At 67.0% G+C, this 16,008-nt stretch carries 19 protein-coding genes; 8 read left to right on the top strand and 11 right to left on the bottom strand.

Annotation, left to right across the window (positions count from 1 at the left end):
* Positions 1-32 precede the first annotated feature (32 nt).
* The 6 genes from LXB15_RS04570 (at position 33) to LXB15_RS04545 (ending at position 4,302) form a co-directional block, all read left to right on the top strand.
* Positions 33-494, top strand: a complete 462-nt coding sequence (locus tag LXB15_RS04570; protein ID WP_233951229.1) for an Lrp/AsnC ligand binding domain-containing protein — start codon at positions 33-35, stop codon at positions 492-494.
* 134 nt (positions 495-628) lie between these two features.
* On the top strand, positions 629-1,576 hold the full coding sequence (locus LXB15_RS04565) for a choline ABC transporter substrate-binding protein (protein WP_233951227.1): 948 nt from the start codon (positions 629-631) through the stop codon (positions 1,574-1,576).
* Positions 1,577-1,666: 90 nt separating this feature from the next.
* A complete protein-coding gene (gene choW, locus LXB15_RS04560; RefSeq protein ID WP_233951225.1) occupies positions 1,667-2,506 on the top strand; it encodes a choline ABC transporter permease subunit in 840 nt (279 codons plus the stop codon).
* Complete coding sequence (gene choV / locus LXB15_RS04555; protein ID WP_233951223.1) at positions 2,503-3,558, top strand: choline ABC transporter ATP-binding protein; 1,056 nt, start codon at positions 2,503-2,505, stop codon at positions 3,556-3,558. The genes choW and choV overlap by 4 nt, the downstream gene beginning before the upstream one ends.
* 70 nt (positions 3,559-3,628) lie before the next feature.
* Positions 3,629-3,778, top strand: a complete 150-nt coding sequence (locus LXB15_RS04550) for a hypothetical protein (RefSeq protein ID WP_233951221.1) — start codon at positions 3,629-3,631, stop codon at positions 3,776-3,778.
* Positions 3,779-3,783: 5 nt separating this feature from the next.
* Positions 3,784-4,302, top strand: a complete 519-nt coding sequence (locus LXB15_RS04545; protein ID WP_233951219.1) for a phosphatidylglycerophosphatase A — start codon at positions 3,784-3,786, stop codon at positions 4,300-4,302.
* Between the two features lie 27 nt (positions 4,303-4,329).
* On the opposite strand, the gene LXB15_RS04540 is transcribed toward LXB15_RS04545, so the two are convergent.
* The 6 genes from LXB15_RS04540 to LXB15_RS04515 all read right to left on the bottom strand — a co-directional run bounded on the left by LXB15_RS04540 (position 4,330) and on the right by LXB15_RS04515 (position 11,297).
* On the bottom strand, positions 4,330-5,334 hold the full coding sequence (locus LXB15_RS04540) for a dipeptide ABC transporter ATP-binding protein (protein WP_233951217.1): 1,005 nt from the start codon (positions 5,332-5,334) through the stop codon (positions 4,330-4,332).
* Complete coding sequence (locus LXB15_RS04535) at positions 5,331-6,326, bottom strand: ABC transporter ATP-binding protein (protein WP_233951215.1); 996 nt, start codon at positions 6,324-6,326, stop codon at positions 5,331-5,333. The genes LXB15_RS04540 and LXB15_RS04535 overlap by 4 nt, the downstream gene beginning before the upstream one ends.
* 4 nt (positions 6,327-6,330) lie before the next feature.
* Positions 6,331-7,272 (bottom strand): ABC transporter permease subunit, encoded by a 942-nt coding sequence (locus tag LXB15_RS04530; protein ID WP_233951214.1) that lies wholly within the window; start codon positions 7,270-7,272, stop codon positions 6,331-6,333.
* 9 nt (positions 7,273-7,281) lie between these two features.
* The gene (locus tag LXB15_RS04525; protein ID WP_233951212.1) at positions 7,282-8,289 is read right to left on the bottom strand and encodes an ABC transporter permease subunit; all 1,008 of its coding nucleotides are present in this window, start codon (positions 8,287-8,289) and stop codon (positions 7,282-7,284) included.
* 129 nt (positions 8,290-8,418) lie between these two features.
* Entirely contained in the window at positions 8,419-10,014 is a 1,596-nt protein-coding gene (locus LXB15_RS04520; protein ID WP_233951210.1) for an ABC transporter substrate-binding protein, read from the bottom strand.
* Between the two features lie 98 nt (positions 10,015-10,112).
* A complete protein-coding gene (locus tag LXB15_RS04515) occupies positions 10,113-11,297 on the bottom strand; it encodes an Mrp/NBP35 family ATP-binding protein (RefSeq protein ID WP_233951208.1) in 1,185 nt (394 codons plus the stop codon).
* A 144-nt stretch (positions 11,298-11,441) separates the two neighbouring features.
* Here LXB15_RS04515 and LXB15_RS04510 point away from each other — a divergent pair, with 144 nt between their 5' ends.
* Complete coding sequence (locus tag LXB15_RS04510) at positions 11,442-12,245, top strand: HugZ family protein (protein ID WP_233951206.1); 804 nt, start codon at positions 11,442-11,444, stop codon at positions 12,243-12,245.
* Here LXB15_RS04510 and LXB15_RS04505 read toward each other — a convergent pair.
* The 5 genes from LXB15_RS04505 to LXB15_RS04485 form a co-directional block, all read right to left on the bottom strand.
* Positions 12,236-12,550 carry a hypothetical protein gene (locus tag LXB15_RS04505; RefSeq protein ID WP_233951204.1) on the bottom strand — a complete coding sequence of 105 codons (315 nt, stop codon included), beginning with the start codon at positions 12,548-12,550 and terminating at the stop codon, positions 12,236-12,238. The two genes, LXB15_RS04510 and LXB15_RS04505, sit on opposite strands and share 10 nt — an antisense overlap.
* Before the next feature lie 138 nt (positions 12,551-12,688).
* Positions 12,689-12,973 (bottom strand): glycine zipper domain-containing protein, encoded by a 285-nt coding sequence (locus LXB15_RS04500; RefSeq protein ID WP_370640172.1) that lies wholly within the window; start codon positions 12,971-12,973, stop codon positions 12,689-12,691.
* An 82-nt stretch (positions 12,974-13,055) separates the two neighbouring features.
* Positions 13,056-13,346, bottom strand: coding sequence for a hypothetical protein (locus tag LXB15_RS04495; protein ID WP_233951203.1), 291 nt, complete (start codon positions 13,344-13,346; stop codon positions 13,056-13,058).
* Positions 13,347-13,477: 131 nt separating this feature from the next.
* Positions 13,478-14,419 carry a sensor histidine kinase gene (locus tag LXB15_RS04490; protein WP_233951201.1) on the bottom strand — a complete coding sequence of 314 codons (942 nt, stop codon included), beginning with the start codon at positions 14,417-14,419 and terminating at the stop codon, positions 13,478-13,480.
* 298 nt (positions 14,420-14,717) lie between these two features.
* Positions 14,718-15,512 carry a response regulator gene (locus LXB15_RS04485; RefSeq protein WP_233951200.1) on the bottom strand — a complete coding sequence of 265 codons (795 nt, stop codon included), beginning with the start codon at positions 15,510-15,512 and terminating at the stop codon, positions 14,718-14,720.
* 277 nt (positions 15,513-15,789) lie between these two features.
* Here LXB15_RS04485 and LXB15_RS04480 point away from each other — a divergent pair, with 277 nt between their 5' ends.
* Positions 15,790-16,008, top strand: coding sequence for a NepR family anti-sigma factor (locus LXB15_RS04480; RefSeq protein WP_233951198.1), 219 nt, complete (start codon positions 15,790-15,792; stop codon positions 16,006-16,008).

The following is a 16,008-nucleotide window of genomic DNA, read 5'->3' as shown; positions in this document are numbered from 1 at the left end:
AACCGCGACCAGAATCGGCCAAAATCGGGGAAATGACTGACCTCGACCGAAAAGACCGCAGCATTCTCCGCGAGCTCCAGCGCGAGGGGCGGCTGACCAATCTCGAACTGGCCGAGCGGGTGCACCTGTCGCCGACGGCGACGGCGGAGCGTGTGAAGCGGCTGACGCGCGAGGGCTTCATCCTCGGCTACGCCGCAAGGCTGGCGCCCGAGAAGCTCGGGCGTGGCATGATCGTCTTCGTCGAGGTCAAGATGGATCGCACCAGCGACGCGGTGTTCTCCGAGTTCAAGCGCGTGGCGGAGGCGACGCCAGCAATCATGGAATGCCACATGGTGGCGGGCGGCTTCGACTACCTGATCAAGGCGCGGGTCGAGGACATGGCGGCCTATCGCGCCTTCCTCTCGGAGACCTTGCTGGCGCTGCCGGGTGTCCGCGAGACCCACACCTATGCCGTGATGGAGGAGGTGAAGAATACCGCAGCGATCGCCTTCTGACGGTTGACCTCACCGCCGTAGATGCAATGTTGCGCAAGCCTGGAACATGGCGCAATACTCAGCACCGATCGAACCCGACCCGGCGCCGACGGGTGGCCGACGTGGCAAATTGGTGCCCCAGAAAGGAGACCATCATGATTTCTCGCCACGTTGTTGCGGGGCTTTCCCTCTGTGCTCTGATCGCTGCCTCCCCGGCCGCGGCGCAGGAGCCGGCAAGCTGCTCGACCGTCCGTCTCTCCGACGTGGGCTGGACCGACATCACCGCGACCACGGCCGTGACCGGCAAGATCCTCGACGGGCTCGGCTACGAGGCGGACGTCAAGATCCTCTCCGTCCCGGTCACCTTCGCCTCGCTCTCCAACAACGACCTCGACGTGTTCCTCGGCAACTGGATGCCGGCGCAGTCGAACGACCTGAAGAAATATCTCGACGACGGCTCGATCGTGCAGGTCCACACCAATCTCGAGGGCGCCAAATACACGCTGGCGGTCCCGAAATATCTCTTCGACGCCGGCCTCAAGGACTTCTCCGACATCCACAAGTTCAAGGACGAGCTGGACGGCAAGATCTACGGCATCGAGCCGGGCAATGACGGCAACAGCCTGGTCATCGGCATGATCGAGAAGAACGAGTTCGACCTCGGCGACTTCGAGCTGGTCGCCTCGTCCGAGCAGGGCATGCTCAGCCAGGTCGCCCGCGCCACGCGCTCCGACGAGCCGATCGTGTTCCTCGGCTGGGCGCCGCACCCGATGAACTCGACCTACGACATCGAGTACCTCTCCGGCGGCGACGACACGTTCGGACCGAACTACGGCGGCGCCACCGTCTACACGGTGACGCGCAAGGGCTATGTCGAGGAGTGCCCGAATGTCGGCAAGCTGCTGACCAACCTCACCTTCGACCTCGAGATGGAAAACCAGATCATGGGGGCGATCCTCGACGACGGGAAGGATCCCGGCGAGGCTGCCGAGGAATGGCTGAAGGCCAATCCGGGCCGCCTCGACGCCTGGCTCGAGGGCGTCACCACGACGGAGGGCGGGGAAGGCCTTCCGGCGGTCAAGGAATCGCTCGGCCTCTCCTGAGCGCACCGATCCGCGACGACAGCAGGGCCGGCCGCACCGGCCCTGCTTGCATGAACGGGCCCGAACCCCGCAAGAAGGAAGACCTCCCAAGTGGAATGGCTGGAAGACAACCCGCTGCCGATCGGCGACTACGCAGAAGCCTTCGTCGACTGGCTGACGGACAACTTCACCTTCGTCTTCGACGGGCTGACGACGGGGCTGGGAGGGTTCATCGACGGCATCCTCTTCATCCTCGAATGGCCGCATCCCTTCGTGGTCGTGGCGGTGTTCTGCGCCATCGCCTGGATCGCCCGCCGCTCGCTGCCGGTGGTGCTGTTCACCCTCGGCGGCCTTCTCCTGATCATCAATCTCGGCTTCTGGGAGGCCACCGTCCAGACGCTGGCGCTGGTGCTGGCGGCGACCACCACGTCGATGATCATCGGGGTCCCGCTCGGCATCGCCGCGGCGCGGCGCGAGTGGGTCTACGTGATCCTGCGGCCGATCCTCGACCTGATGCAGACCATCCCGACCTTCGTCTACCTGATCCCGGCGCTGATCCTGTTCGGCCTCGGCATGGTGCCCGGCCTCGTCGCGACGGTGATCTTCGCCCTGCCCGCCTCGATCCGCCTCACCCGCCTCGGCATCGCCTCGACGCCGCAGCAGCTGATCGAGGCCGCCGACGCCTTCGGCGCGACGCCGCTGCAGCGGCTGTTCAAGGTCGAGATCCCCTACGCGCTGCCGCAGATCATGGCGGGCCTGACCCAGACGATCATGCTGTCGCTGTCGATGGTGGTGATCGCCGCCCTCGTCGGAGCGCCGGGGCTCGGCGTGCCGGTGCTGCGGGCGCTCAACTCGATCAATGTCGGCAACGGCTTCGAGGCCGGCCTTGCCATCGTGCTCCTGGCGATCATTCTCGACCGCTTCTTCCGGGTCGAGGAATCGCCGCGATGACCAAGCCGATCGTCTCCTTCCAGAACGTCTCGATCGTCTTCGGCAAGAATCCCGAGGCCGCCCTGCCGCTGGCCGATGCCGGCCAGTCCCGCGCCGAGATCCGCGAGGCGACCGGCACGACGCTCGGCGTCGCCGACGCCTCGATGGAGGTCTTCGAGGGCGAGATCGCCGTGCTGATGGGGCTCTCGGGCTCCGGCAAGTCGACGCTGCTCAGGGCCGTCAACGGCCTCGCGCCGGTGACCCGCGGGCGGGTCGTGGTCGACACCGGCAACGGCCAGGTCGACCCGCGCGACTGCGGCACGAAGCGGCTGCGCGAACTGCGCCGCCACGAGGTGGCCATGGTGTTCCAGCAGTTCGCACTGCTGCCCTGGCGCAGCGTCGCCGACAATGTCGGGCTGGGGTTGGAGCTGTCCGGCGAGCCGAAGGCCGAGCGCCGCGACCGGGTGATGACCCAGCTGCAGCTGGTCGGCCTCGGCGACTGGGCGGACAACCGCGTCGGCGAACTCTCCGGCGGCATGCAGCAGCGCGTCGGCCTTGCCCGCGCCTTCGCCACCGACGCGCCGATCCTGCTGATGGACGAGCCGTTCTCGGCGCTCGACCCGCTGATCCGCTCGCGGCTGCAGGACGAGCTTCTGGAGATCCAGCAGCGGCTGAAGAAGACCATCATCTTCGTCAGCCACGATCTCGACGAGGCCTTCAAGCTCGGCAACCGCATCGCCATCATGGAAGGCGGGCGGATCATCCAGATCGGCACGGCGCAGGACATCGTGCTGCGTCCCGCCAACGATTACGTCGCCGATTTCGTGACGCACATGAACCCGCTCAACGTCCTCACCGCCGAGGACGTGATGAAGCCGATCAGCCGCGACTCCGGCGATGCCCCGGCCCGCGTCGCCGGCATGGCCGAGCCGGACACGCCGCTGCGCCGGGTGATGGCGTCGGTCTGCAAGGGCCAGGGTTCCGTCGTGGTCTCGCGCAACGGCCAGATTCTTGGCCAGATCGGCGCCCAGGAGATCGTCGACGCTCTGGAGCGCCACCAGGTCGATCAGTAGCGCCGTCGTCGAGCGCCGGTCATCTCCGGCCGGACCGCCAGGCCGGAACGGGCGGCAGGGTCGGACGTTGGTGTCCCATCACCATTGCGCGCCGGTTTCCGGCCGCAACTCCCCCATCCTGCAAGGATCAGTCATGCTCAAGTTCTTCGCCAGCGCCGTTGGCATCGTCTTTCTCATCGGTCTTCTCGTCGTCATCGGGCTGCTGATGCTGATCTTCTGACCGCGTTGGATACGACGCTCAGGCTGCTGGACGTTCCCGGCGGTCTTTCATGGACCAGTCCGGCGCTCTGGCTATCGACATGGTTCGGCGCCGGTCTGGTCCATCCGCTCCGGGCGGGGCTTGCCATCGCAACGGCCCTGTTCGCCGCGATCCTGCTGCGACGTCGCACTTGGCTTGCGGCGCTTCTGATAGCGGTGACGGGGCTGGGGGCGACAGGCGTCGTGCTATGGGACGACGCGACCGGCACGGGCGACGACAGACGCATCGTCGTCGACGAGGTCGCGGGATTCCTCCTCGTTGCCTCGGTACTCGGCGCTGCTCGATGGCAGCGCCTTCTGCTTGCCGCACCGATCTATCTGGTGATCGACCGGTCCAAGATCTGGCCGCTGGAGTGGCTCGAGGCCTTGCCGGGCGCTGTCGGGGTCATGGGCGACGACATGGGCGCCGCCCTCATCACCATCCCGCTGTTCCTTGCCGCCGAGAAGTTTGTTTTCGTCGGCACGGCTCGCCGCGCCCGGTCGTAGCGCGCGGCTCTTTTCGGTTGAGACCGCTCAGGCCTGGATCAGCGCCGTGGCCCTTGCCGGCGGCAGCCGGCCTTCATCCACCGCGAAACAGGCGACCTTGGTCGCACCATGTTGCTTCAGCAGCGGCAACTCCGTCCGGCAACGCTCGTTGGCATAGGGACAGCGAGGGTTGAAGGAGCAGCCCGGCGGCGGATTGAACGGCGACGGCAGCTCACCTGTCAGGCGGATGCGCTCGACCTTCTTGGCGGGGTCTGTCGCCGGCGTCGCCGACAGCAGCGCCCGCGTGTAGGGATGCAGCGGATTGGCGTAGAGCGCGTCGACGGGCGCGATCTCCACCGGCCGGCCGAGATACATCACCATCACCCGGTCGGCGACATGCCGGACCACCGACAGATCGTGGCTGATGAAGACGTAGGTCAGGCCGAGCCGGTCCTGCAGGTCGGCGAGCAGGTTGAGGATCTGCGCCTGGATCGACACGTCCAGCGCCGAGACCGGCTCGTCGAGAACGAGGATCTTCGGCTCGAGGATGATCGCCCGGGCGATCGCGATGCGCTGGCGCTGGCCGCCGGAGAACATGTGCGGATAGCGGCCGTAATGCTCGGGCCGCAGCCCGACCTCGGCCAGCGCCGCCTCCGCCTTCGCCCGACGCTCGGCGCGCGACAGGCCGGTGTTGATCTTCAGCGGTTCCTCGATGATCGTCCCGACCTTCTGGCGCGGATTCAATGCGCCATAGGGGTTCTGGAAGACGATCTGCACGGTGGAGCGCAGCCGCCTGGCGTCGCCCTTCTCCTCACCGGTGATCCGCACGCCGTCGATGTCGAGCTCGCCCGACGACGGCGTCTCGATCATCGTCAGCATGCGCGCGAGGGTCGACTTGCCGCAGCCCGATTCCCCGACGATCGCCAGTGTCTCGCCTTCCTCGACGGAGAAGCTCGCCTCCTTGACGGCCTTGAGCTCCAGCTGCTTGGCGAACATGCCGCGCCGGACCTCGTAGACCTGGCTGACGTCCCTGGCCGTGACGATGGCGGTCATCGGGCGGCTCCCTGCGCATAGCCCGCTTCGAGCGGCGCATTCATCGGATAATGGCACAAGGCCTCGCCGAGCGACGGCGGCTGGTGCGGCGGCACGATGGTGCGGCAGCGATCGTCGGCCTTCGGGCAGCGCGGGTTGAACAGGCAGCCGTCCGGCCGGTCGCCCTGCCCCGGCACGACGCCCGGGATGGTCGGCAGGCGGTCGCCCGTCGAGCGCTCCGGGATCGCCGCAAGCAGCGCCGCCGTATAGGGGTGGTGCGGCGTCTCGAACAGGGTGCCGACCGGCTGGCGCTCCACCTGCTGGCCGGCATACTGCACGACGACGCGCTCGGCCGTCTCGGCGATCACGCCCATGTCGTGGGTGATCAGGATCATCGCCATGCCGTGCGACTTCTGCAGGTCGAGCAGCAGATCGAGGATCTGCGCCTGGATGGTCACGTCCAGCGCCGTGGTCGGCTCGTCGGCGATCAGCAGCTTGGGATTGCAGGCGGTCGCCATGGCGATCATCACGCGCTGGCTCATGCCGCCGGAGAGCTGGTGCGGAAAGGCGGAGAGCCGGCGCTCCGGCTCCGGCATGCCAACCTGCTGCAGCAGCTCGATGGCCCGGTTCTGCCGCGCCTTGCGGTCGAGATCGGTATGCGCCTTCAGGGCTTCCTTGATCTGGAACCCGACATTGAAGCAGGGATTGAGGCTCGCCATCGGCTCCTGGAAGATCATCGCCACGTCGCGGCCGATGATCTTGCGGCGATCAGCGTCGGACATCACCCGCATGTCGCGGCCCTCGAAGCTCATCTCGTCGGCCGTGACGGTGGCGCTGGGCGGCAGCAGGCCCATCAGGCCGAGCATCGCCACCGATTTGCCGGACCCGGACTCGCCGACGATGCCGACCACTTCGCCCGGCTCGATGGTCAGGTCGACGCCGTCCACCGCCTTAAACGGGCCGGAGGCCGTGGCGAAGGTCACGGAGAGGTTGCGGATCGAAAGAAGGGGCATGGAATCAGCTTCGCTTCATCTTCGGGTCGAGGGCGTCGCGCAGGCCGTCGCCGACGAGATTGATGGCGAGCACCGTGATCAGGATCGCCAGGCCCGGGAACGTCACCACCCACCAGGCGCGCAGGATGAACTCGCGCGCCTCGGCGAGCATCGTGCCCCATTCCGGCGTCGGCGGCTGGGCGCCCATGCCGAGGAAGCCGAGTGCCGCGGCGTCGAGGATGGCGTTGGAGAAGGACAGCGTCGCCTGGACGATCAGCGGTCCGAGGCAGTTGGGCAGGATCGTCACCAGCATCAGCCGCAGCGGGCCGGCACCGACGACGCGGGCGGCGGTGACATATTCGCGCTGCTTCTCGGCCATCACCGAGGCCCGGGTCAGCCGGACGAAATGCGGCTGCAGCACCAGCGCGATGGCGATCATCGCGTTGAACAGCCCGGGTCCGAGCACCGCCACCAGCACCAGCGCCAGCAGCAGCGAGGGAAAGGCGAGGATGATGTCCATCACCCGCATGATCACCGTGTCGACCCAGCCCCCGACATAGCCGGCGATCAGGCCGAGCGAGATGCCGGTCGACACGGCGATGACCACGACCACGACGCCGATGAACAGCGAGTAGCGCGCGCCGTAGATCAGCCGCGAGAGGATGTCGCGGCCGACCGGGTCGGTGCCGAGCAGGTAGGTCATCTGCCCGCCGTCCTGGAAGGCCGGCGGCACCAGGAGGGCGTTGGTGTTGGTCAGGATCGGCGAGTGCGGGGCGATCAGCGGCGCGAACAGGGCCGCAAGCACGACCAGCGTGAACACCACGAGGCCGCCGACGGCGCCCTTGTTCTCCGAGAAGTAGAACCAGAACTCCGCCAGCATGACGCGGCGGGCGCTTTTCGTCGGCTCGCGATCCGGGACCTCGGCGCCGATCCCTTCGGCGGCTTCCTGGGCTTCGATATGGCTCATCAAGGCCTCCTATTGCGCCCTGACGCGGGGATTGATCACGCCGTAGAGGAGATCCACCACGAGGTTCACGAACATGATGATCATGGCGATCAGCAGCAGACCGCCCTGCACCACCGGGTAGTCGCGGCGGAAGACGCTGTCGACCATCCACTTGCCGATCCCCGGCCAGGAAAAGATCGTTTCGGTCAGGATGGCGCCCGCGAGCAGCACGCCGACCTGCAGGCCGATCGTGGTGACCACCGGGATCAGCGCGTTGCGCAGCGCGTGGACCCCGACGACGCGGCGGTGCGACAGTCCCTTGGCGCGCGCCGTCCGCACGTAGTCCTCGCCCAGCACCTCGAGCATCGCGGACCGGGTCTGCCGGGCGATCACCGCCAGCGGAATGGTCGCCAGCACCACCGAGGGCAGGATCAGATGCGACAGGGCCGAGGTGAAGGCGCCGGCCTGGCCGGACCGCAGCGAGTCGATCAGCATGAAGCCGGTGGTCGTCGGGAAATAATACAGCAGCGAGATGCGGCCGGAGACCGGCGTCCACTGCAGGACGCCCGAGAAGAAGATGATCAGCAAGAGGCCCCACCAGAAGATCGGCATCGAGTAGCCGACGAGGGCGGCGCCCATGATCGACTGGTCGAACCACGAGCCGCGCTTGACCGCCGCGAAGACGCCGGCCGGGATGCCGAGCACGATGGCCAACACGATGGCGCAGAAGGCGAGTTCGAGCGTCGCGGGGAACAGCGTCAGGAATTCCTCGAGCACCGGCCGCCGCGTCGTGATCGACCGGCCGAAGTCACCCTGGAACAGGCCGGTGAGGAAGTTCCAGAACTGGACGAAGATCGGCTGGTCGTAGCCCAAGAGCGCCGACAGTTCGGCGTGGCGTTCCGGCGACAGGCCCCGTTCGCCCGCCATGATCAGCACCGGGTCGCCGGGCAGCAGGCGGATGAAGAAGAAGGCGACCAGCGCGACGCCAATGAAGGTGGGCACCAGAACGGCGAGACGACCGACAAGAAAACGTAACATGGAACCGTTCTACACGTTTTTGCGGGCGGCGACATGCTGCCGGGCGCCGTTGGCGTGGGAAGCAGGGGGCCTAAACGAAGCAGGGGCGGCTGTCGCCGCCCCTGCCCGTCTGTCCACAGATAGCTGGACCTACTCGGTGATGTCGACACCGTCGAAGGTCATGTCGCCGAGCGGGCTCTGGACGAAACCGGTGACGTTGGAGCGCATCGGCACGTAGACCACGGAGTTGGCGATCGTCGCCCACGGCGCCTCGCGCTTGAAGACGACCTGCGCCTGCTCGTAGAGCTCGGCGCGCTCTTCCTGCGTCGGCTTGGTCTTGGCTTCCTGGACGAGCTTGTTGAATTCCTCGTTGCACCACTGCGCACGGTTCGCACCGCCGACGGCGTCGCAGCCGAGCAGCACGGCCAGGAAGTTGTCCGGATCGCCATTGTCGCCGGTCCAGCCGAGCAGCACCGCACCATCGCGATCGACCTGCGACGAGCGCTCGAGATACTCGCCCCATTCATAGGTGACGATCTCGGCGTTGACGCCGACCTTCTTGAAATCCGCCTGGATCAGTTCGGCCATGCGCCGGGCGTTCGGGTTGTAAGGCCGCGAGACCGGCATCGCCCAGATCTTCATCGACAGGTTCTCGACGCCGGCCGCATCGAGCGCCGCCTTGGCCGCCTCGGGGTCGTACTTGTCGTCTTCCAGCGCGTCGTTATAGGACCACATCGTCGGCGGGATCGGCGCCTTGGCGACCTGGCCGGCGCCCTGGTAGACGGCGTCGATGATCGCCTGCTTGTTGATCGCCATGTTGAGGGCGCGGCGCACTTCCGGCTTGTCGAACGGCGCCTGCTGCGTGTTGTAGGCAAGGAAGCCGATGTTGAGGCCTTCCTGCTCCATCACGGTGAGGTCGGCGTTCTTCTGCAGGCTCTCGAGGTCCGCCGGATTCGGGTAGGACATGATGTGGCACTCGCCGGCGAGCAGGCGCTGCTGGCGCACCGAGGCGTCGGTGGTGATCGCGAAGACCAGGTCGTCGATCGGCTGCACGCCGCCCCAGTAGTCGTCGAACGATTCATACCGGATCACCGCGTCGCTCTGATAATCGACGAACTCGAAGGGCCCGGTGCCGATCGGTGCCTGGTTCAGCTGCGCCTGCTGGTCGTTCTCGGCGAGCTGGTCGGCGTATTCCTTGGACATGATCGAGGCGAACGGCATCGCGAGATTGGCGATGAACGGCGCTTCCGGACGGTTCAGCGTGAAGCGGACCGTCATGTCGTCGACCTTTTCGACCGACTTGACGAGATCGGGCATCGACATGGAGTTGTAATACTCCCACGACGCGCCGGCGACGTACTGGTTGTAGGGGTTTTCCGGGTCGCCCTGACGCTCGAAGGAAAAGATCACGTCGTCGGCGTTCATATCGCGCGTTGGCGTGAAGTTGTCGTTGGAATGAAACTTGACACCCGGACGCAGCTTGAACGTGTACTGCAGCCCGTCGTCCGAGACTTCCCAGCTTTCCGCCAGGCCCGGCTCGACCTCGGTCGTGCCCTTCTTGAACTCGGTCAGGCGGTTGTAGATCGGGTGCGCGGAAGCATCGAAGGTGGTGCCGGCGGTGTACAGGCCAGGGTCGAAGCCCTCGGGCGAGCCTTCCGAGCAATAGACCAGCGTCTTGGCCGAAGCAGCGGATCCGAGCGCCAGCGTCAGCGCGGTGGCGGCGAGGAGCCGGGTCAACAATTTCATGGATGAACTCCCGAAATGGCAAGGCGGGCAACAGCGCCCACCGGAAGGGGGCATCCGACAAGTTTTGCGTTTTCCATGCAAGCTTAATTTTTGACCACTTACTCAAAAACGATGGCCGGAGCCTTGGCCCCGCCCGCCGCATCCCGGTCCATTTCCGCGAGCGTCCGCGCGGCGATGTCGCGATAGACCGCGGCATGCCGGCTGTCGGGTTCGGCGACGACGATGGGCCGTCCCGCATCCGAGGTTTCCCGAATCACCATCTCCAGCGGCACCTCGCCCAGGAACGGCACATCCAGGCGTTGCGCCTCCGCCTTCGCCCCGCCATGGCCGAAGATGTCGTAGCGCGCGCCGGTGTCGGGGGCGATGAAGTAGCTCATGTTCTCGACGATGCCGAGCACCGGCACGTCCACCTTGCGGAACATCGCCAGGCCCTTGCGCGCGTCGATCAGCGCGAGGTCCTGCGGCGTGGAGACGATGACGGCGCCGGCCAGCGGAACCTGCTGCGCCATGGTCAGCTGGGCGTCGCCGGTGCCGGGCGGCATGTCGACGACGAGCAGATCCAGCGTGCCCCATTCGACTTCCCGCAGCATCTGGGTGAGCGCCGACATCACCATCGGGCCGCGCCAGATCATCGGGGTCTCCTCGTCGACCAGGAAGCCCATGGACATCGCCTTGAGCCCATAGGCCTCGAGCGGGATCAGCGTCCGGCCGCCGGCCGATCGCGGCTTTTCCTTCAGGTTGAGCAGGCGCGGGATCGACGGCCCGTAGATGTCGGCGTCGAGGATGCCGACCCTGAGGCCAAGCGCGGCGAAGCTGAGCGCCAGGTTGACCGCGGTGGTGGACTTGCCGACGCCGCCCTTGCCGGAGGCGACGGCGATGATCCGGTCGATGCCGGGAACGCCCGGCTTCGACGTCGCCGGGCGCGCGGCGCCGGGGGCGCCGGCGGGGGCCGCGCCGGGGCGGATCGCCTGGCCCGGCCGGCCCGGCTGCTGCGGCGGGACCGGTTGCGGCGCCCGCGAGGGCGCGCCGGCCACCTTCTCGGCGGTCAGCGCCACGAGGGCGCTGGCGATGCCATCGATGTCGACGACGCGGCGCTCGATCTCCCGGCAGAACGGTTCGAAGCGATCGGCTTCCGCCGCCGGTACCGACAGCGAGAAGAACGCCTTGCCGTCGGCAATGAAGATGTCCGACACCATGCCGCGGGAGACCACGTCGCCCTTGCCGTCGGGAGCGTCAAGGCCTCGCAGCAACGTCTGGATCGCGGATTTCTGTGCGTCGTTCAATGCCTGTCTCCGTGCTGTGGCTTTCGCCATTCCTGCCGCAGATAACCCGCCGGCGGGGCAGTTCCAACGGCTGTCGCCGCGATTGTCGCGCGACGGACCCGGCACCGGGTGCCGCCCGGTCGGCATCCGGCGTATGATCCCGGCATGGACGACCGATCCGAAGACGCGCCCACTAATGCCGAATCGCCGACCTCGCCGTTCCAGCCGGTGGACGACGAGGTCCGGGCCCTGTCGCGGCGCCTGCTGCGCGAGGCGCGCCACGGCGCCCTCGCCATCATCGACCCGTCCGGACATCCGGCGGCCAGCCGGGTGCTGGTGGCGACCGACGGCTGCGGCTGCCCGGTCATGCTGATCTCGGACCTGTCGGCCCACGCCACGTCGCTTGCCGGCGATCCGCGCTGCTCGCTGCTCGTCGGCGAGCCCGGCAAGGGCGACCCGCTGGCGCATCCGCGCCTGTCGCTCGCAGCGACAGCGGCGATCATTGCAGCGGACGCGCCCGAGCGCCCTGCCCTGCGCGAGCGCTTCCTGTCGCGCCATCCGAAGGCGGCCCTCTATGCCGACTTCGCCGATTTCCGCTTCGTTCGCCTGCTGCCGTCCGGTGCCGCGCTGAATGGCGGCTTCGGACGGGCCTTCCGCCTGCAGCCGGAGGATTTCCTCGATGCGCCGGTCGCCGGGCTCGACGCCGCGGGCCTGCGCGCCCGGGACCACATGAATGACGACCACGCCGATGCCATCGACAGGATCGCGCGCCGGCAGGGCGAGCGGGAGGATGGATGGCGGATCGCGACGGTCGACAGGTCCGGCTTCGAGATCGCCCGCGGCGACCGGCTGCGCCACGTGGCGTTCGCGCGCGATCCGGCAGGCCCGGGTGGCTTCCGTGAGGCCTTCGTCGCGCTGCTCGGCGAAACGCCGTCAGCGTCCGGCGACGGGCCCGCGCGTCACAGCTGATAGCCGTCCGGACAGGTGGCGCGGAAACGCCGGTTGTCGGGCCGCAGATAGATGCACTGCCCGGGATTGCTGGCCGCGAGGCCGAGGATGCGGTCGTCGGCGGAGGGTGACGGCTCCGGCACCTTGCCGACCGTGAACGGCGCGACGTCCGCCCCCTCCAGTCCGAAGACGGCCCCGAAGACCGGCGGCGCGCTTCCCGAGCAGCCGGAGAGCGCCAGCCCGCACAGGACCAGTGCCAGGCCCAGCGCCTTGTGACGGCCGGGTCCGGACGCTCGGCCGCACGGGCGATGGCTTGGCGATGTCATGGCGTCCCCGCTTGCGATGCTTCGGCAGTTGTAGCCGGACCGGCCCGAGCCGCAAAGCGCCTCAACGAAAAAGGCCGCCGGGATGTACTCCCGACGGCCTTTCCGAATTCTGATGGTGGCGTGATCAGCTAGAGCCGATCAATAGCCCGCCGGGCAGCGATAGATGTTGCCATCCGAGTAGCGGCAGTAGCCCGGACGTTCCTGCGAACGACCGATGACGTTGCCGACCACCGCGCCCGTACCAGCGCCGATGGCGCCGCCGATGAGCGCGCCCCGTGCGTCACCTGTGATGCCCGCGCCAATCGCCGCGCCGCCGAGGCCGCCGATACCGGCACCGCCCGCGGTGTAGCGGTCTTCGGTCGTGCAGCCCGATGCGGCGAGCGTCAACGCCGCAACTGCCGCCAATGAAATCTTCCTGATCATTCCCAACCTCTCACTAAAAACTCGTCGTCCCCGGTCGTAACGACAGAAGAACGGTTTCGTTCCATCATGCCGTCAGCAGCATTCAGCGAGCCGCGACGACCTGCGGCTCCGCGTCGAACGTGATGAGAAGCTGGCCGGCGCGGCTGACAGCCCAGTCGATCGACGCCGACTGTTCGAAGACCTCCTCGTCCACCGCCTTGCAGGCGCCGAGGACGCGACGGTCGGTCGAGCCACTCAGACGAATCTGCAGGGGGAGATCGGACTGGCATTCCGCCAGGGTCTCGTAAGCCGGCACCGGGACCGGGATTTCCTTGCAAAGCGTGGCGTCGCTCGAACAGCCAACAAGCAACATGAAAGCAGCAACGTGTTCCATGAAAACCTCTCCTTTGGTCAATTAAATGAGCCGTGGGGAGATTCGTTCCCGGCGAAATTCGCCGCTGCGTCACGAAGGCGTGAAAAATTCGTTAGCGTCATCCCGTCGCCGAAAAGGCGGCGTCGCAAGGGTCAGGCGGACTCGACGGAGGCGCGCGATATGATCTCGTACTGCGCCTCGGGAATGGTCAGGGTGTAGCGGATACCGCCGGGCAGATAGTCCAGTTCCGCATCGCCGCCCACCGCATTGGGGACGATCCGCTCAAGCGTCGAGGTGCCGAACCGGGCGTCGCGCTCGGCCCGCACGCGCGGGCCGTTGCGCTCCTGCCAGACCAGGACCAGCCGTTCGCCATCGGCGTTCCGGTCGAAGCGCGCGGTGATCGACACGCCGCCCCCGGGGACGGACAGCGCGCCGTACGAGGCGGCGTTGACCGCCAGTTCGTGCAGGGCAAGGCCGACATGCAGCGAGGCCGTCGGAGACAGATAGACGTCCGGCGCCTCCACCTCGATCTGGTCCATGCCGTCCGGCGCATAGCGCTCGACCTGCATGGTGACGAGGCTCATCAGGTCGGCGCCGCGCCAGTCGGCGTCGGTGACGATGTCCTGCGAATAGGAGAGCGACTGGATGCGGCCGCGGAAGCGGACGAGAAATTCCGGCACCGTCACGGAATGGCGAGCCGTCTGGCTGGCAAGGCTCTGGATGATCGCCAGAAGGTTCTTCGAGCGATGCGAAAGCTCGCGCAGCAACGTCTTGAGGGTCTCCTCGCGGCGCTTCTGCTCGGTGATTTCGAACGAGGTCCCGATCAGGCCGCAGACCTCACCCTCTGCGTCGCGGTCGACGTCGACCCGAACGTCGTACCAGCGGACCGAGGGCCCCGTCGCGATGGAGAGTTCGAATCGTGCCGGACGGATGCTGCGCAGCACTTCCCGCTTCATGGCGGTGGACCGCTCCGCGGCCTGGCCGGACAGAATGTCCCCGTCGGTCATGCCCTCGTCGGCGCCGGCCAGCCAGGAATCGCCAGCGTTGGACACCCAGCAGTAGCGCAGATCGCGATCCTGGGCGAACACGGACATCTCCGTGTTGCCTATCGCTCGCATGACCTTGTCTGCCAACATCAGCCGACGCTCGAAAAATGCACTGTATTGTCCGGGCCCGGAGACGAACGGAACCGATGTGGAGCGACGACTTGCTTCGCCGGTCTCCGCGACACCACACGCCGCGGCGAAGCGGCAGCCTGAGTGCAGCGGTGACGGGCGTGCGGGCCGCCCCGGCCGGACACGCCGGCCGCGAGGTCGCCGGACCGGCTCATGCTGGCCCGCCCGATCCTGTGCTCGCTGGGGCTAGCCACGGCCGGCACGTCAGGACCGCGGCCTAGGCCGCGGCCTTCCTGTCTGACTCGAAGAACAGCGCCTGGCTGATCAGCGCCTTCACCATGTCCGGATTGAAGGGCTTGGTGACGAGGAAGGTCGGCTCCGGCCGCTCACCCGTCAGCAGGCGCTCAGGGAACGCGGTGATGAAGATCACCGGTACCGAGACCTTGGCGAGAATGTCGTTGACCGCGTCGATGCCCGAGCTGCCGTCGGCCAGCTGGATGTCCGCCAGGACCATGCCCGGCTTCTGCTTCTCGAACAGGGTCAGCGCTTCCTTGTGGGTACGCGCGACGCCGGTCACCGTGTGGCCGAGGCTCTCGACCATCTGCTCGATGTCCATCGCGATCAGCGGCTCGTCCTCGATGATCATAATGTCGGTGGACACCTGGCGGCCGATGTCGGAACTCGCCTGGTCGATCAGGCGCGAGAATTCCGCGTCGTCGAGACCGAGGATGAGGGCGGCCTCTTCCGTCGTGAAGCCTTCGACGGCGACCAGCAGGAAGGCCTGGCGCGGCAGCGGCGAGATGGCGCGCAGGTTGCGCGATGCCTTCTCTTCCCAGGCCGATGTCGGTGCGTCCTCGCGGATGTTCACCTCGACGGACTGCCAGAGCGACGAGAACAGCTTGTACAGCGAGATCCGCGGCGTCTGGTCGTCGGGAAACAGGCTGGGATCAGCAATCAGCGTCTCGAGAACTGCTGCGACATAGGCGTCGCCGCTGGCCTGCGAACCGCTGAGGGCCCGTGAATAGCGCCTGAGATACGGAATGTGAGGCGCTATGCGGGATGACATCGACATGAAAACTCCCCTCGTGTCGACCTAAGGATAAGGCACGAATGGGTGCTGAATGCCCCCCGGCCGGAAAAGTTCCTCGCCGGCGACGGGAACTTTGCCCTGTCACGGAAGTTCTCGCCTTCGGATGCTCCTGTGACGGCTCGACGTTTTCGAGGGGGACATTCTGGAGGGGCAGGGTTGAGAAGCGCAGTAATGGATTTATGTAACTGTCGTCGTGCGGCGCGGGGGCGTGGCATGTCACCTGCCATGGGCGAACGACCAGGACACGCCGAGACAACGTATGGATGATCGCGAGACGAAGGACCACATGTTCCAGGAAAAGCAGCATCAGCGATCGCCGGCGCCGACACCGCAATACGGCGTGCAGACCGCTATCGGCAAGCGCCTCAAGGCCTATTACGACGACGTCGCCAGCGAACCGGTCCCGGACCGCTTCCTGTCGCTTCTCGACGCGCTGGACGCGGCGGAATCGGCATCGAAGAATGCGGACCGCAAGTAG

It is taken from the genome of Aurantimonas sp. HBX-1, from assembly GCF_021391535.1.
In the GTDB taxonomy this organism is placed as follows: Bacteria; Pseudomonadota; Alphaproteobacteria; order Rhizobiales; family Rhizobiaceae; genus Aurantimonas.
Note: the sequence above shows the minus strand (reverse complement) of the source record. Positions and strands in the feature narration are given on the sequence as shown.

Excerpts from the sequence above, each read along its gene's own strand:
- LXB15_RS04565 (WP_233951227.1), top strand. The coding sequence starts at position 629 with ATGATTTCTCGCCACGTTGTTGCGGGGCTTTCCCTCTGTGCTCTGATC.
- LXB15_RS04490 (WP_233951201.1), bottom strand. The coding sequence starts at position 14,419 with ATGTCCGTGTTCGCCCAGGATCGCGATCTGCGCTACTGCTGGGTGTCC.
- LXB15_RS04570 (WP_233951229.1), top strand. The coding sequence starts at position 33 with ATGACTGACCTCGACCGAAAAGACCGCAGCATTCTCCGCGAGCTCCAG.
- LXB15_RS04530 (WP_233951214.1), bottom strand. The coding sequence starts at position 7,272 with ATGAGCCATATCGAAGCCCAGGAAGCCGCCGAAGGGATCGGCGCCGAG.
- LXB15_RS04495 (WP_233951203.1), bottom strand. The coding sequence starts at position 13,346 with ATGGAACACGTTGCTGCTTTCATGTTGCTTGTTGGCTGTTCGAGCGAC.
- LXB15_RS04510 (WP_233951206.1), top strand. The coding sequence starts at position 11,442 with ATGGACGACCGATCCGAAGACGCGCCCACTAATGCCGAATCGCCGACC.
- LXB15_RS04535 (WP_233951215.1), bottom strand. The coding sequence starts at position 6,326 with ATGCCCCTTCTTTCGATCCGCAACCTCTCCGTGACCTTCGCCACGGCC.
- LXB15_RS04485 (WP_233951200.1), bottom strand. The coding sequence starts at position 15,512 with ATGTCGATGTCATCCCGCATAGCGCCTCACATTCCGTATCTCAGGCGC.
- LXB15_RS04525 (WP_233951212.1), bottom strand. The coding sequence starts at position 8,289 with ATGTTACGTTTTCTTGTCGGTCGTCTCGCCGTTCTGGTGCCCACCTTC.
- LXB15_RS04520 (WP_233951210.1), bottom strand. The coding sequence starts at position 10,014 with ATGAAATTGTTGACCCGGCTCCTCGCCGCCACCGCGCTGACGCTGGCG.
- choV (WP_233951223.1), top strand. The coding sequence starts at position 2,503 with ATGACCAAGCCGATCGTCTCCTTCCAGAACGTCTCGATCGTCTTCGGC.
- LXB15_RS04480 (WP_233951198.1), top strand. The coding sequence starts at position 15,790 with ATGGATGATCGCGAGACGAAGGACCACATGTTCCAGGAAAAGCAGCAT.
- LXB15_RS04500 (WP_370640172.1), bottom strand. The coding sequence starts at position 12,973 with ATGATCAGGAAGATTTCATTGGCGGCAGTTGCGGCGTTGACGCTCGCC.
- LXB15_RS04540 (WP_233951217.1), bottom strand. The coding sequence starts at position 5,334 with ATGACCGCCATCGTCACGGCCAGGGACGTCAGCCAGGTCTACGAGGTC.
- LXB15_RS04505 (WP_233951204.1), bottom strand. The coding sequence starts at position 12,550 with ATGACATCGCCAAGCCATCGCCCGTGCGGCCGAGCGTCCGGACCCGGC.